General features: G+C 70.2%; 15 protein-coding genes. 8 read left to right on the top strand and 7 right to left on the bottom strand.

The window, feature by feature from the left end:
• Positions 1-35 precede the first annotated feature (35 nt).
• Complete coding sequence (locus tag MQN93_RS40235) at positions 36-1,577, top strand: alpha-L-fucosidase (RefSeq protein ID WP_242713394.1); 1,542 nt, start codon at positions 36-38, stop codon at positions 1,575-1,577.
• Positions 1,578-1,644: 67 nt separating this feature from the next.
• Here MQN93_RS40235 and MQN93_RS40230 read toward each other — a convergent pair whose 3' ends face one another.
• The 4 genes from MQN93_RS40230 to MQN93_RS40215 form a co-directional block, all read right to left on the bottom strand.
• A complete protein-coding gene (locus tag MQN93_RS40230) occupies positions 1,645-2,253 on the bottom strand; it encodes a DedA family protein (RefSeq protein WP_242713393.1) in 609 nt (202 codons plus the stop codon).
• Between the two features lie 45 nt (positions 2,254-2,298).
• Positions 2,299-2,829, bottom strand: a complete 531-nt coding sequence (locus MQN93_RS40225; protein WP_242713392.1) for a MaoC family dehydratase — start codon at positions 2,827-2,829, stop codon at positions 2,299-2,301.
• A gap of 48 nt (positions 2,830-2,877) precedes the next feature.
• Entirely contained in the window at positions 2,878-3,783 is a 906-nt protein-coding gene (locus tag MQN93_RS40220; RefSeq protein WP_242713391.1) for a Sco1979 family transcriptional regulator, read from the bottom strand.
• 159 nt (positions 3,784-3,942) lie between these two features.
• Positions 3,943-4,185 carry a DUF397 domain-containing protein gene (locus MQN93_RS40215; protein ID WP_016431116.1) on the bottom strand — a complete coding sequence of 81 codons (243 nt, stop codon included), beginning with the start codon at positions 4,183-4,185 and terminating at the stop codon, positions 3,943-3,945.
• Between the two features lie 231 nt (positions 4,186-4,416).
• Between MQN93_RS40215 and MQN93_RS40210 the strand changes: the two genes are divergently transcribed.
• A complete protein-coding gene (locus MQN93_RS40210) occupies positions 4,417-4,962 on the top strand; it encodes an ATP-binding protein (protein WP_242713390.1) in 546 nt (181 codons plus the stop codon).
• A 73-nt stretch (positions 4,963-5,035) separates the two neighbouring features.
• Here MQN93_RS40210 and MQN93_RS40205 read toward each other — a convergent pair whose 3' ends face one another.
• Positions 5,036-5,938 (bottom strand): AraC family transcriptional regulator, encoded by a 903-nt coding sequence (locus MQN93_RS40205; RefSeq protein ID WP_242713389.1) that lies wholly within the window; start codon positions 5,936-5,938, stop codon positions 5,036-5,038.
• Between the two features lie 170 nt (positions 5,939-6,108).
• Between MQN93_RS40205 and MQN93_RS40200 the strand changes: the two genes are divergently transcribed.
• The gene (locus tag MQN93_RS40200) at positions 6,109-7,191 is read left to right on the top strand and encodes an aldo/keto reductase (RefSeq protein ID WP_242713388.1); all 1,083 of its coding nucleotides are present in this window, start codon (positions 6,109-6,111) and stop codon (positions 7,189-7,191) included.
• A gap of 139 nt (positions 7,192-7,330) precedes the next feature.
• Positions 7,331-8,176, top strand: a complete 846-nt coding sequence (locus tag MQN93_RS40195; protein ID WP_242713387.1) for an RNA polymerase sigma factor SigF — start codon at positions 7,331-7,333, stop codon at positions 8,174-8,176.
• Positions 8,177-8,249: 73 nt separating this feature from the next.
• Here MQN93_RS40195 and MQN93_RS40190 read toward each other — a convergent pair whose 3' ends face one another.
• Together MQN93_RS40190 and MQN93_RS40185 are read right to left on the bottom strand one after the other, a co-directional pair.
• Positions 8,250-9,137: a YihY/virulence factor BrkB family protein gene (locus tag MQN93_RS40190; protein ID WP_242713386.1), complete on the bottom strand. Its 888-nt coding sequence runs from the start codon at positions 9,135-9,137 to the stop codon at positions 8,250-8,252.
• Between the two features lie 59 nt (positions 9,138-9,196).
• The gene (locus tag MQN93_RS40185) at positions 9,197-10,243 is read right to left on the bottom strand and encodes a LacI family DNA-binding transcriptional regulator (RefSeq protein ID WP_242713385.1); all 1,047 of its coding nucleotides are present in this window, start codon (positions 10,241-10,243) and stop codon (positions 9,197-9,199) included.
• A gap of 220 nt (positions 10,244-10,463) precedes the next feature.
• Here MQN93_RS40185 and MQN93_RS40180 point away from each other — a divergent pair, with 220 nt between their 5' ends.
• The 4 genes from MQN93_RS40180 to MQN93_RS40165 are packed head-to-tail and all read left to right on the top strand — an operon-like array spanning position 10,464 to position 14,907.
• A complete protein-coding gene (locus MQN93_RS40180) occupies positions 10,464-11,756 on the top strand; it encodes an ABC transporter substrate-binding protein (protein ID WP_242713384.1) in 1,293 nt (430 codons plus the stop codon).
• Positions 11,757-11,765: 9 nt separating this feature from the next.
• Positions 11,766-12,707 (top strand): carbohydrate ABC transporter permease, encoded by a 942-nt coding sequence (locus MQN93_RS40175; protein ID WP_242713383.1) that lies wholly within the window; start codon positions 11,766-11,768, stop codon positions 12,705-12,707.
• Positions 12,704-13,609 (top strand): carbohydrate ABC transporter permease, encoded by a 906-nt coding sequence (locus tag MQN93_RS40170; protein ID WP_242713382.1) that lies wholly within the window; start codon positions 12,704-12,706, stop codon positions 13,607-13,609. Before MQN93_RS40175 ends, MQN93_RS40170 begins: the two co-directional genes overlap by 4 nt.
• Positions 13,610-13,644: 35 nt before the next feature.
• On the top strand, positions 13,645-14,907 hold the full coding sequence (locus MQN93_RS40165; protein ID WP_242713381.1) for a glycoside hydrolase 5 family protein: 1,263 nt from the start codon (positions 13,645-13,647) through the stop codon (positions 14,905-14,907).
• Positions 14,908-15,006 lie beyond the last annotated feature (99 nt).

Below are 15,006 nucleotides of genomic sequence, written 5' to 3'. Positions count from 1 at the left end.
ACTGACCTCCGATGAACTCCGAGGAGTCCGCTCACATGGCCCTCTCCAGACGCCTGTTCGTCACCTCGGCCGCCGTGCTCGCCGCCACCGGCCTGCCCGCGCTTCCGGCCGCGGCGGCACCGCGTTCCACCGCATCCCGCTACCGCATCCCCGTCGGCCCCGACGACACCCCGGAGGAGCTGGTCCGCAAGGCCTCCCAAGTCCGGCCCACCGCACGGCAGGTGGCCTGGCAGGCCCTCGAACAGACCGCGTTCCTGCACTTCGGGGTGAACACCTTCACCGGTCTGGAGTGGGGCACCGGCGACGAGGACCCGAAAGTCTTCCAGCCCACCGGCCTCGACACCGACCAGTGGGCGCGCGCCCTGCGCGACGGCGGCTTCCGGCTCGCCATCCTCACCGTCAAGCACCACGACGGCTTCGTCCTCTACCCCTCCCGCTACACCGACCACACCGTGGCGTCGAGCAGTTGGCAGGGCGGCCAAGGCGACGTGCTGCGCTCCTTCGCCGACTCCATGCGCCGCCACGGCCTCAAGGTCGGCGTCTACATCTCGCCCGCCGACGAGAACCAGTACCTGCACGGGGTGTACGCCAACGGCAGCGCCCGCACCGAGCGCACGATCCCGACCCCGGTCGAGGGCGACGACCGTACCCCCGGCCGCACCTTCGCACTCCCCGCGACCGACTACGGCGCCCACATGCTCAACACGCTGTACGAAGTGCTCACCGAGTACGGGCCCGTGGACGAGGTCTGGTTCGACGGGGCGCAGGGCCGCATCCCGCCGGGCAAGGTCGAGGACTACGACTGGGACAGCTGGTACGCCCTGGTCCGCGCGCTCGCCCCCGACGCGGCGATCGCCGTCACTGGGCCCGATCTGCGCTGGGTCGGCAACGAGGGCGGGCTGGCCCGCGAGGACGAGTGGAGCGTCATCCCGGTCAAGGAGAACCAGTACGGCCGCACCGACTGGGCCCTGTCCTACGACACCCCCGACGAGGGCAGCCGCGACGCGCTGGTCACGGCACAGCCCACGACAGACTACCTGCAGTGGTGGCCCGCGGAGTGCGACGTGTCCATCCGCGACGGCTGGTTCTACCACGCGGACCAACAGCCCAAGAGCGTGGACGCGTTGACGGAGATCTACTTCGGTTCCGTGGGCCGCAACTCGGTGCTGCTGCTCAACGTTCCGCCGGACACCGACGGCCGACTGCACGACACGGACGTCACGCGGCTGCGCGAGTTCCGCGAGCGGATCGAGCACGAACTCCCCGAGGATCTGGCCCGCCGGGCACGGGTCACCGGCTCGTCCCGTACCCGGACGGTCGACCTGGGCGCCGAGCGGGAGGTGGACCGCATCCGCCTGGCGGAGGACATCCGGCACGGCCAGCAGATCGAGAGCGCCGTGATCGAGGCGTACCGCGACGGAGCCTGGACCGAGGTCGGCCGGGCCGGAACGGTCGGCGCAAGCCGCATCCTCCTCCTGCCGGCCCCCGTTCGCGCCCGGCGGTGGCGCATACGGGTCACCGCGGCGCGGGGGGCCGTGCACCTGGAGCGGTTCGAGTTGTACCGGTCGGCGGTCTGAGGGCATCCGGAACCGGGCGGTCACCGGAGCCTCGGCGCTCCGGTGACCGCCCGCCCGGCACCGCTTCTCACGTGCGGGACCGACGGTGCCGGCGCACCCACCAGACGACCAGCGCCGCGACGACCAGCACGGCCGAGACGAGGGCGACGGTCCGGCCGACCACGCCCTCGACGCGTTCGTAGGCGGCTCCGGCGGCATAGCCGACCAGGGCGTTGCCGACTCCCCAGACCAGTGCGCCGAGGGCGTTGTAGAGCAGGAAGCGGCGGTACGGCATGCGCGCGGCGCCCGCGAGGGCCGGGACGAGGGAGCGGAAGAGGGCGACGAACCGGCCCACGAACACCGCGGCCGGACCTCGTCTGCGCAGCAGAGCGCTAGCCTTGCCGACCCGGTCGGCGCGCCGTCGCAGCGGGCGGCTGTCGAGGAGTGGCGGTCCGAGGCGGCGGCCCATCTCGTACCCGACGCTGTCCCCGGCGACGGCCGCGACGACGACGGCGAGCGTCAGCCAGACCGGGTCGACGGTGCCCCGCCGAGCGAGGACGCCGCCGATGATCACGGCGGTCTCGCCCGGCAGCACGAACCCGAAGAACAGAGCGTCCTCGGCGAACACCAGGCCTACGACCACCAGGTAGACCACCGGTCCGGACAGGCCGGTGAGCCAGTCGACGAGAGCGTGCATCCGCCGGCTCCCTTCTCCGTCCGTGCCGCCTGTGCGCCGTGTGGCCTACGGGTACCCGGCCGAAGCGGTTTTCCCGGCGGCCTCCCGGCGCAGCAGGAAGTTCACCGCGGTCATGGTCAGGACGGCGTCGCCGTGCTGGTTGAGGACCTCGATCCCGGTGTGGACCAGCCCGCGGTCCGGCTTGGACCGGGAGATGCGGCTCTCGCGGACGGTCGTGCGCAGGGAGAGGCTGTCGCCCGGCCGGACCGGGCGTACCCAGCGCAGTTCGTCGATGCCGGGGGAGGCCAGGCTGCCCACCTTGCTGATGTAGTGGTCGGCGTACATCCGCATCATGACGGCGCAGGTGTGCCAGCCGCTGGCGATCAGGCCCTGGTACGGGCCGCGCAGCGCGGCCTGCTGGTCCGTGTGAATGCCCTGTGGGTCGAACTCGCGGGCGAACCGGAGGATGTCCTCCTCCGTCATGGTGACGCTGCCGTAGACGTAGACCGCGCCCGGGACGTAGTCCTCGAAATAGCGGTCCTCGATGGGGACGGCGAAGTCCGTGTCGCTGAGCGTGACGGTGATCGGGGGTGTCATTCGCGGCACGATAGCCGCCGGACGGCGCGGTCCCGTGCCGCGACGGACTCAGGTCTGCTCGAGGACCCGCTCCAGGAAGGCCACCGAGTCGGCCGCCGGCGAGGCCACCAGGCTGAGGCGGTCCATGACCGCGAGATAGTGGTCGACTTCCTCGGGCTTGTCCAGGTACAGGGCGCTGGAGAGCTGTTCCAGATACACGACGTCGGGCAGGTCGGGCACGGGGAAGCGCAGCACGGTGATCGGGCCGCCGGCCGCCGCGTGACCGCCGACGTGGAAGGGCAGCACCTGGAGCGTGACGTTCTGCAGGGCGGCGATGTCGATGAGGTGCCTCAGCTGATCGCGCATCACGGCGGAGCCGCCGAGCGGACGGCGCAGCGCGGCCTCGTCCACCACGACCCACAGCTTGGGCGCGCCCGGCCTGGTCAGCAGCTCCTGCCGGGTCATCCGCAGCTCGACGCGGCGCTTGATCGCCTCGGGGGAGCTGATGGGGTGGCCGAGCCGGATGACGGCCTCGGCGTAGGCGGGGGTCTGCAACAGGCCCGGGACGAACTGGACTTCGTACGTCCGGATGAGGGAGGCGGCCTCCTCCAGGCCCAGATGCTGCTCGAACCAGCTCGGGAAGGCGTCTCCGTACGCCCTCCACCAGCCGGGTTCATTGGCCCGCTGCACCGAGTCCAGATACTCCTGGCGTACGTCGGGCTCCTGGACGCCGTAGAGCGTGAGCAGGTCGGCGACGTCGCGCTGTTTGAAGCCGACGCGGCCCAGCTCCATCCGGCAGAGCTTGGCGTCGGAGGCGCGTATGGCCGAAGCGGCGCTGTCCCGGCTGATGTTGAGGGACTCGCGCAGGCGGCGCAGTCGGGTGCCCAGCATGATGCGCTGCACCGTCGGACCGCCGCGCCGGAGGCTGAGTACGTCGGAACCCGGGACGATCGGGTCCGGTTGGAGTGCCGTCATGGTGATCCCCTCGGCCGCCGCACCGGCTGCGTGTGCATGTGTTCGGGACTCACCCAAGGAGAGTAGCACCGTGGCGTCGGACGGCTGCGGTGCGTGAAGTGGCCGGAAGGCGCCGACCGTTGACGGGCGCCTTCCGGCCGTCCGCGGGTGTGCAAGACCTCAACGGCCGGGGAGTAGGCCGTCGAAGTCGCCGTCCTTCACCCCGCGGACGAAGGCGGAGATCTCGGCACTGGTGTAGACGAGGGCCGGACCTTCGGGGTGGCGGGAGTTGCGTACGGCGACGCTGCCGTCCGGAAGTGCGGCGAGTTCGACGCAGTTGCCTTCGGGGTTGCTGTGATGGCTCTTGCGCCAGACCGCTCCTCTCAGCTCGGTGGCAGGTATGCCGTTGCTCACGTGCTGCATCTGGAAGCCTCTTTGAGATGAAGTCGCGATACCGGCTCTGCAATTGCATCCTCAATTGCATCCACGGGTTGTGCCGGGGACGATAGCGCCCGCCTCGCGCCGCCCGCAAGATCGTCTGCAATTGCAGCGGTAATTGCCGATGCACTTGCGCCCGGACTGACGGGCGTAGCACGATACTTCGCACAGGTGTAGCGCTCGGTTGTTCTCTCCGCAGGGGTACCAGGGGTCGCGATGTCCGCAGAGCAAGTCGCAGAACCGGCAGACCCCCCACGTATCGAGGCGACTTGGCAGTGGCTGTGCCGCGCGGTGGACCACATCGGCCGGCCGGGACCCGGGATCACCTTTCCCCTCGCTCCACCCTCCGACGACGGCCACGGCCCCGCCCGCTGCTCGGTGCTCGTCGTGCCCTCGTTTCCCCAATCCGCGCACATCGCCCGCGACTTCATCCGGACGACCCTCGCCGGGCGGGCAGCCCTCGAGCGCATCGACGACATCGCTGTCACCGTCTCGGAGCTGCTGAGCAACGCCCTGCGCTACGGCCGCCCGCCGGACGGCGAGGAGTTGCAGCCCGCGCTCTGGCTCGCCTACTGGGACCGCTGGTCCTGCGCCGTGTGCGGGGTCACCGACGAGAACGACCAGGTCCCGGTCCCCGTGGAGGCGGGGGAACTCGCCGAGTCCGGGCGGGGGTTGCAGGTCGTCGCGGCGCTGAGCGACAGCTGGGGCTGGAACCCGCGCGCGGACGGCGGCAAGGTCGTCTGGGCGTTGTTCCGGCTCTGACCGCGGCTTTCACGCCAAGCGGGCCCGACTCTCACGCCGAATGGGCCGACTCTGACGCCAAGCGGCCCGACTCTCACGCCAAGTGGGCCGCCGTGCCCGCCCGTCGCGGCGGCTCGGTGCGCAGGCGTGCCGCGTCGCGGCCCGGGGGCAGGCCGAAGTGGCGGCGGTACTCGCGGCTGAACTGCGAGGCGCTGTCGTAGCCGACCGCAAAGCCCACGGTCGCGACGTCCTCGGTGCTGCTCATCAGCCGCAGCCGGGCCTCCTGCAGCCGGATCTGCTTCTGGTACTGGACCGGTGTCATCGCGGTCAGCGCGCGGAAGTGGCGGTGGAAGGGCGACAGGCTCATCCCGGACATCCGGGCCAGGTCCTCCACGCGCAGCACATCGGTGTAGTGGTCGCGGATCCAGCGCAGGGCCCGGCCGATCTGGGTGAGGCGGCTGTCGGCCAGGCCGATCTGCCGTACCAGCGTGCCCTGTTCGCCGTTGAGTAGCCGCCAGAGGATCTCCCGTTCGAGCATCGGGGCCAGCACCGGGATGTCGGCGGGGCGGTCGAGGAGGCGGATCATGCGGACGAAGGCGTCGACCAGGTCGGCGGAGGCGTCGCTCACCGCCAGGGCCGGCGAGGGGGCCCGGCCGGCCGGCGCGGCGTCCGTCTCCAGGAGCAGCGAGGCGATCGCGGCGGGTCTCAGGGCGAGCCCTGCGCCGAGCTCGGGACGCTCCGGACTCGCCTCGGTGACATGTCCGGTGACCGGCAGGTCCAGCGGCACCACGAGGTACTGCCCGGCGCGGTAGTCGTAGACGCGGTCGCCCAGGACGATCCGCTTCGCGCCCTGGGCGACGAGCGCCAGCACGGGGTCGGCGACCCCGGCGCGCGGGGGCGTCGGCCGGTACTCCGCGGACAGCATCAGGCCGTCGACCGCGGTGGTGGGCCGGTCCACGTGCCGGGCGATCAGGGTGCGCAGTTCATCCAGGGACACCCCTCGATTGAAGACCGCGGTCGGTCCTCGCGCAATGCCGATCGCTGAGCAGGCCGGGCAACTTCGACAGGATCGTGCAAGAGCCCGACGGGATCGCACTAACAACTGCCCTGCTCAGCCTGGTTTCCTCGAAGTGTCCCTGCTTCTTCGTATCTCTCACGGAGCATTTCATGGCACTCGACTCGTACGTCGGACTCGGCCGCAGCGGCCTCAAGGTCAGCCCCTTCTGCCTGGGCGCGATGAACTTCGGCGAGGACGGCGGCTTCGGCTGCAGCGTCGAGGAGTCCGAGAAGATCCTTGCGACCTACCTCGACCGCGGCGGCAACTTTGTCGACACCGCGAACTTCTACACCAACGGCCACTCCGAGGCGATCCTCGGCGACTTCCTCGCCGCCCGCCCCGGCGTGCGCGACCGCCTGGTGCTCGCCACCAAGTTCTTCGGCAACCTCCACCTCGGCGACCCCAACGGCGGCGGCGCGAGCCGCAAGGCGATCATCGGCCAGCTGGAGGACTCGCTGCGCCGGCTGCGCACCGACTACATCGACCTGTACTGGCTGCACAACTACGACTGGTCCACCCCCGTCGAGGAGACCCTGCGCACCCTGGACGACCTCGTCACCGCGGGCAGGATCCGCTACGTCGGCTTCTCCGACACCCCCGCCTGGTTCACCGCCAAGGCGCACACCACGGCCCTGCTGCGCGGCTGGACCCCCGTGACCGCCCTGCAGATGGAGTACTCCCTGCTGGAACGCACCATCGAGGGCGAGCTGATCCCGCTCGCCCAGGACGCGGGGATGGGGGTGCTGCCCTGGAGCCCGCTCAAGAGCGGCTTCCTGTCGGGCAAGTACCGCCGCGACCAGGCCGGCCCCTCCGACACCAGGCGCTCCGCCGTCCTCGGCAGGCCCACTGAGGCCCAGTTCACGGTGATCGAGGCGCTCGCCTCCGTCGCCGAGGAGATCGGCGCGAGCCCCGCGGCGGTGGCCCTGTCCTGGGTGCAGAACCGCCCCGGCGTCAGCTCCACCCTCATCGGCCCGCGCACCCTGGAGCACCTGGAGTCCAACCTCGCCGGCCTCGATGTGACGCTGACCGCAGAGCAGACGGCGGCCCTGGACACCGTATCCGCGCCTACGCTGAACTTCCCCCACGACCTCAACCGCAGTGTGGGTCCCATGCTCAAGTACGCGGGTGCCACCGTGGACGGAATGACCAGCGCGGTGTATCCGCCGCTGGTGGAGAGCACCGCGCGCTACTGAGGCGGACGGCTCCGGCGGTGTGCGGGTCGAGCGGGCTCGAAAAGATGTGAGCATGTAGGTCGGCAACCGGGGTATCCGGGTGTAGCCGGGCCGAGGACCGACCGGCACCAACGACGCCGATCGATACAAAAAGGGGTGCATGATGACGGCAACGGCCGCGCAGACTGCGGAGCAGACGGTGGACGTGCCGGAGATCGCGGACCCCTCCAAGGTCGCACCCCGGGACGCGCGGGAACTGTCGAAGCTGTTCTTCGACCAGCTGGAGACGCTGGAGGAGGGCACGCCCGAGTACCAGTACGCGCGCAACACGCTGATCGAGATGAACATGTCCCTCGTCCGCTTCGCGGCCGGCCGCTTCCGCAGCCGCGGGCCGGAGGAGATGGAGGACATCGTCCAGGTCGGCATGATCGGACTGATCAAGGCCATCGACCGGTTCGAGCTGTCCCGCGAGGTCGAGTTCACCTCCTTCGCCGTCCCCTACATCGTCGGTGAGATCAAGCGGTTCTTCCGCGACACCACCTGGGCCGTGCACGTGCCGCGCCGGCTGCAGGAGGCCCGGGTCCAGCTCGCCCGCGCCTCCGACGAGCTGCGCAGCCGCCTGGGCCGTGTGCCGACGACCAAGGAGCTCTCCGAGCTGATGAGCCTCCCGGAGAACGAGGTCGTCGAGGCCCAGCTCGCCTCCAACGGCTACAAGTCGGCGTCCCTGGACGCCGCGATCAACAGCAGCGAGGACGGCGAGTCCGCGCTGGCGGACTTCATCGGCGACGAGGACGCGGCCCTCGATCTGGTCGAGGACTTCCACGCCCTCGCGCCCATGATCGCCGAACTCGACGACCGCGAGCGGAAGATCATCCACTGGCGCTTCGTCGAGGAGCTCACCCAGGCGGAGATCGGCGAGCGTCTCGGCGTCTCCCAGATGCATGTCTCCCGGCTGCTGTCCCGTCTGCTGGCCGGTCTGCGCGAGGGCATGCTCAGCACGACCTGAGCCCCGCACCACCTGAGTCCTGCACCACCTGGGCCCCGGCTGCCCCGCCCGTCACGGGCCGGGCGGCCGGGGCCTACGTGTGCTCCGGCACGGGCGCCGGGTGATCGGCCGTGTCCCGTGGCGCGGGCCTCGCCAGCTCGGCGTTGAACTGGGCGCCCGCCAGAAGTGCCAGGTTGGACAGCCACAGCCAGATCAGGAAGATCACGACACCTGCCAGCGAGCCGTACAGCCGGTGGTAGGTGCTGATGTGGGACGTGTAGACGGCGAACCCGAACGAGACGGCCAACAGCAGCAGCACCGCCAGGGTGCCGCCGGGCGCCATCCGGCCGACGGGCCGGGACGCCGCGGGGCCCGAGCGGTACAGGACGAGCACCATCGCCACGGCGACCGCCGCCACCACCGGCCACCGCAGCGCGTCCCACGCGGCCTGGGGCCCGGTGCCCAGGTCGAACGCCCTGCTCAGGCGTCGGGCCAGGCTGCCGGTGAGGAAGAGCGTGAGGGTGGACGTCAGCAGCAGGGAGATCAGCACGAGCGCGGTGACGACGATGCGCGGGGCCGTACGCCAGACCGGACGGTGCGCACTGATCCGGTGCATGCCGTGCAACGCCCGGCGGAAGACGCTCAGATAGCTGGAGCCCGACCACAGGGCCGCCGCCCCGGCGAGGAACAGCAGCGTCCACGCCGCCGACGACTGTCCGGACAGCTGCCGCAGGGTGGAGCACAGCAGCGCGCGTGACGCGACGGGGGCGGCCTGCGACATCCGGTCGATGACCTCCGGCTTGGCCGTCGGCACGGTCAGACCGATGATCGAGAGGATCACCAGCAGCACCGGGAACAGGGCCAGGACCGCGTAGTACGTCAGCGCGGCGGCCCAGTCGGTGACGTCGTCGTTCCAGACGGACACCGGGGTGCGGCGCAGCGCCGCCCACCACTGTGCCCGGCGGCCGTCTGCATGATCCATGACGCGGATGCTCTCACCTTCGTTGCTCGGCCGGCCTGCCGGGCCGGGCCTCGGCAGGCTCATGCCCCCCGTGCGGCCCCTGTACTCTCTCGCACGATCACCTGCGGCACCGGCACCCGCACCGTGCGGGCCGGGCCCCCGTCCAGCAGGGCGGTGAGTTCCCTGGCCGCCGTTCGGCCGAACTCCACGCTGTCGCGGGACAGGGCGGAGAGCCAGGGCCTGACCATGCGGCACAGCGCGGAGTCCTCCCAGGCCACCACCGAGACGTCGGCCGGTACGGAGAAGCCCAGTTCGGTCGCGGTGGTCACGCCGGCGACGGCCATCACGTCGTTGTCGTAGATCAGGGCGGTCGGGGGAGCGGGGCGTCCCAGGACCCGGCGGGTGACGGCCGCGCCCTCCGCGTCCGAGTAGTCGGTGGTCACCGACTCGACCTCGGTCAGGCCCCGGCGTTCGGCCTCGGCCCGCAGGGTGCGCACCCGGCGTTCGGTGTGGGCGAGGCCCGGCAGCCCGGCGATGTGCACGATGCGGCGGTGGCCGAGCCGGTACAGCTCGTCCACGACCGAGGCCATCGCGCCCGCGTCGTCCGCCCAGACCGTCGACAGACCGGGGTGGCGTTCGTCGGGCGCTCCGCCGATCACCACGGCGGGCAGACCGAGTTCGTCGAGGAGGCCGGGGCGCGGGTCGTCGGTGCGGGGGTCCACCACGAGCACACCGTCCACCCGGTGCTCGGCCCACCAGCGCCGGTAGACCGCGCACTCGTCGGTGACGTCCTCCACCACCTGGAAGAGCAGGCCGAGATGACGCTCCGCCAGCACCTCCTGGATCCCCGAGACGAGCTGCAGGAAGAAGGAGTCGACCCCGAGGGTGTCCGCGGGCCGGGCCAGCACGAAGCCGACCGTCGCCGCGCCCTCCCCGGACAGCTGGCGCGCCGCCGTGCTGGGCCGCCAGCCCAGCTGCTCGGCGACCCGGCGCACCCGGTCGCGGGTGACCTCGGAGACTCCGGGACGGCCGTTGAGCGCGAAGGAGACCGCGCTCTCGGAGACACCGGCGCGCTGCGCGATGTCCTTCATCGTCGGCCGCCGGGCCGGGGAACGCCTGGCCGGCACCCTGCTCACCCTTTTCTCTGCTGTCGTAGCTAATGCGCTTGAGTGCGAGGATGATAAAGCGCATTAGTGATCTGCCGCAAGCTCTCGGCCAAAAGCATCTGACCTGCACTAATGCGAGGTGAATTTCTTTAGTTGGGGTCAATCCATTGACTTCCCCGGAAGTTCCCGGGCATGGTCCCTGGCGTCACCGCCACCGACCTTTCGAGGGAGCCGTGTCCCCGTGCCCACATCCCGCAGAACCTTCGCCGCCGCTGCCCTCGCCGCACTCGTCCTGCCGCTGAGCGCCTGCGGTTCCGGGAACGACGACAGCGGCTCGTCCGACGCCTCCGGCAAGGTCGAGGGCGACATCACCTTCCAGACCTGGAACCTGAAGGCCAACTTCAAGTCCTACTTCGACGGTCTGATCGCCGACTTCGAGAAGCAGTACCCGGGCACCCATGTGAAGTGGATCGACCAGCCCGCCGAGGGCTACGCCGACAAGATCAGCGCGGACGCCGCCGGCGGCACCCTGCCCGACGTCGTCAACGTCTCCCCGGACCTCGTCGCACCGCTCGCCAAGGCCGGCCTCGCGCTCGACCTCGACAAGGCCGCCGCGAAGTACAAGAAGGAGTACCTCGCAGGGGCCTGGGCCAGCCATCAGATCCCGGGCATGACCGGCACGTACGCCTTCCCCTGGTACCTCAACACCGGGCCGCTGTTCTACAACAAGTCCCTGTTCAAGAAGGCCGGACTCGACGCCGGGTCGCCGCCGAAGACGTACGACGAACTCTTCGCCGACGCCCTGCAGATGGCGAAGAAGAGCGACGGCAAGGTCGCCACCCTCGCCAACGTCCCCACCATCGAGGACTTCGGCCGCTACGGCGTCGCCCTGATGAACAAGGAGGGCACCGCCTTCACCTTCAACGACGCCAAGGGCGTACAACTGCTCACCAAGTACAAGGAGTTGTACGACGCCAAGGCGCTCGACCCGCAGGCGCTGACCGCCACCCCCGAGTCGTCGGGCAAGAAGTTCCTCACCGAGGCCGTCGCCATGAACCCCGGCAGCGCCCTCGACCTCGGCAACTTCAAGAAGCAGGCGCCGAACCTGTACAAGAACATCGGCATCACCGACCAGATCACCAGCACCGGTCACGTCAACATGTACGTGATGGGCGTGATGGTCAACTCCAAGACCAAGCACACACCCGCCGCCGTGGCCTTCGCGCACTACGTCACGGACGCCGAGCACCAGATGTCGTTCGCCAAGAAGGTCGCCATCTTCCCGTCCACCGCCGGCTCCCTGGACGACCCGTACTTCACCAAGGAGGACGGCACCGACGAGACCCGCGTGCGGGTCGCCGCCGCCAAGTCCCTGAAGACCGCGGTCAACTACACGCCCGTGCTGTTCAGCGAACAGATGAAGACGGCGCTGCGCAACGAGGTCGCCAAGGCCCTGCAGGGCAAGGAGAGCCCCAAGGAGGCGCTGGACAACGCTGTCAAGCAGTGCAACACGCTTCTGGCGCAGCAGGGTTAGGGACCTCAGATGGCCTTGTCCACGCTGTCCGGAAAGCGGATCGCCGGTAAGGCGGTGTCCGGGGCGCGGCCCCCGCGCCGGGTGCGACGCCAACTGCCCACCAGCCCCTGGCTGTTCGCCGCCCCCGGACTGCTGATCACCGGCGTGTTCATCCTCTATCCGTTCGTCTCCACGGTGATCAACTCCTTCACCGACCGCCGGACCCTGATCCCCGGACAGTTCGTGGGCCTCGCCAACTTCCGCGAGCTGCTGCACGACGACATGTTCTGGATCGGACTGCGCAACAGCACGCTCTACGTCCTCGGGGTCGTCCCGGCCCTGGTGATCCTGCCGCTGCTGCTCGCGCTGCTGGTGCAGAAGAACATCCCCGGCATCACGTTCTTCCGCTCCGCCTTCTACACCCCCGTGGTCGCCTCGATCGTCGTCGTTGGACTGATCTGGGTGTGGCTGCTCGACGAACGCGGCCTGATCAACTCCCTGTTGGAGGCGGTCGGCATCGGCCGTGTCGGCTTCCTCAGCGACCAGTGGCTGCTTCTGCTGAGCGCGATGGCCGTGACGGTGTGGAAGGGCCTCGGCTACTACATGATCATTTACCTCGCGGCGCTCGCCAACGTGCCCCGTGAACTCCACGAGGCCGCCTCCGTCGACGGCGCGGGCGCGGTCCGCCGCTTCCTCACCGTCACCGTCCCCGCCGTCCGCTCCACCATGGTCCTGGTCGGGGCGCTCTCCTCGGTCGCCGCATTCAAGGTGTTCTCCGAGGTCTATCTGATGGCGGGCCCCAGCGGCGGCCCGGCCGGCGAGGACACCACGCTCGTGATGCTCGTCCAGCGCACCGGCACCGGCCTGACCGGCCGGGTCGGCTACGCCTCCGCCCTCTCCCTCGTCGTCTTCGTCGTCACCGTCGCGCTGATGCTGCTCGTGCTGCGCGCCGACCGCAGGGAGGAGACATGAGCCTCGCCGAGAAGACACCGCCCGTCCGGGAGGCGCCCGTCGCACGGGAGCCCCGCGTCACCGACGAGCACGGCCGCCGCGTACGGGTGTGGGAACTCGTCCTGCGCTACGTCCTGTTGCTGGCCGTCCTCGCCCTGACCGTGGGCCCGTTCGTGTGGCAGCTGTCCACCTCGCTCAAGGGCCCCACCGAGGACATCTTCAGCTCACCGCCGAAGTTCCTGCCCAGCCACCCCACCCTGCACAACTACAAAAGGGTCGCCGACACCATCCCGGTCTGGGACTACGCCTTCAACTCGCTGAAGGTCGCCGCCGCCAACGTGGTGACCAACTGCGTGGGTTCGGCCCTGGCCGGCTACGCGCTCGCCCGGCTGCGCTACCGGGGCCGCCGCATCGCCACCCTCGTGTTCATCCTGGCGATGCTGGTGCCGGTGGAGGGCATCATCATCGCCCAGTTCACCACCATGCGGGAACTGGGCCTCAACAACACCCTCATCGGGGTCGTCCTGCCGGGCTGCATCGGCGCCATGAACGTGCTGCTGATGCGCAACGCCTTCCTCAACCTGCCCTACGAGATCGAGGAGGCGGCCTACGTCGACGGCGCCAACGTCTGGCAGCGGTTCCTGCGCATCGCCCTGCCGTCGGTGAAGGGCACCCTCGCCGTCGTCGCCATCTTCGCCTTCATGGGCGCCTGGGACGACTTCCTGTGGCCGCTCATCGTGCTGAGCGACCCCTCCAAGTTCACCCTGACCATCGGTCTCAACTATCTGCACGGCACCTTCGCCAACGACGAACGGCTCGTCGCCGCGGGCACGGTCATCGCCGTGGCACCGCTGATCGCCCTCTTCGCCTGTCTGCAGCGGTACTTCTTCCGCGGGGTGGGCGAGGGGGCCGTCAAGGGCTGAGAACCGCACCCCAGTTCAAGGACACAGGACATCGCATGCCTTCTGCCGTGCGCTTCGGCGTCAACTACACCCCCAGCGAAGGGTGGTTCCACCACTGGCTCGACTTCGACCCCGACTCCGTACGGGCCGACCTGGACTCCATCGCCGCCCTCGGCCTGGACCACATCCGGGTCTTCCCGCTGTGGCCGTACTTCCAGCCCAACCGCACCCTGATCCGGCCGCGCGCCGTCGAGCAGCTGGTGGCGCTCGTCGACGCCGCCGCCGAGCGCGGCCTGGACGTCAACGTCGACGGTCTGCAAGGCCACTTGAGCAGCTTCGACTTCCTGCCGGCCTGGACCCGCACCTGGCACCGGCGCAACCTCTTCACCGACCCGGACGTCATCGACGGCCAGGCCACCTATCTGCGCACGCTCGCGGCCGCCCTCGCCGACCGGCCGAACTTCCTCGGCATGACCCTCGGCAACGAGGTCAACCAGTTCTCGGCCGGACCCCACCCTGACCCCGACCGGGCGACCGACGAACAGATCGACGCCTGGCTGCAGCGGATGCTCGCCGCCTGCGAGAAGGGCGCACCCGGCAAGCTGCATCTGCACGCCGAGTACGACGCGACCTGGTACCAGGACGACCAGCCCTTCACCCCGGCCCAGGCCGCCCGCCACGGCTCCGTCACCGCCGTGCACTCCTGGGTCTTCAACGGCACCGCCCAGCGCCACGGCCGTACCTCCGTCCCGACGGAGCACCACGCCGCCTACCTCGTCGAACTCGCCAAGGCCTGGGCCGACGAGCCGCACCGGCCCGTCTGGCTCCAGGAGGTCGGCGCGCCCGCACCCCTGATCCCGCCCGAGCACGCCGCCGCCTTCACCGAGGCGACCGTCGAGGGCGCCCTGGACTGCCCTGACCTGTGGGGTATCACCTGGTGGTGCTCGCACGACGTCTCGCGCGACCTCGCCGACTTCCCCGAACTCGAATACGGCCTAGGGCTGTTGACCAACGACCGGCGCCCCAAGGACACGGCCCGGGTCCTCGCCGACGCGGCGGCCCGCGCGCGCGACTCCACCCCGCCCGCGCCCCGCACCACCGCCCTGGTCGTCCCCGCCGACCCGGCCCGGCGCTCCCTGTGCGCCCCCGGCGGCCCCGTCTTCGACGCCTTTTTCCGGCTGACGGCCGACGGCGCCCGCCCCACGACCGTCCTGGACACCCGCGCGGACGACCAGGACCACCTCGCCGCACGCGGCATCACCGAGACCGTCACCGCCGAGCAGGTACCGGCCGCGCCACCAGGAGGCACCGGCTCATGAACCCCACCGGACCCACCGCCCTGTCCGCGGGCACGGTTGGAAGCGCCCGTCGTGGGGGAGCTGTACACCTCGTCGGACCCCGTCACCGCGACCCGCACC

Source organism: Streptomyces spinosisporus (assembly GCF_022698145.1).
GTDB lineage: Bacteria > Actinomycetota > Actinomycetes > Streptomycetales > Streptomycetaceae > Streptomyces > Streptomyces spinosisporus.
The sequence above is the reverse complement of the archived record's forward strand: the minus strand, read 5'-3'. Positions and strand labels throughout refer to the sequence as shown.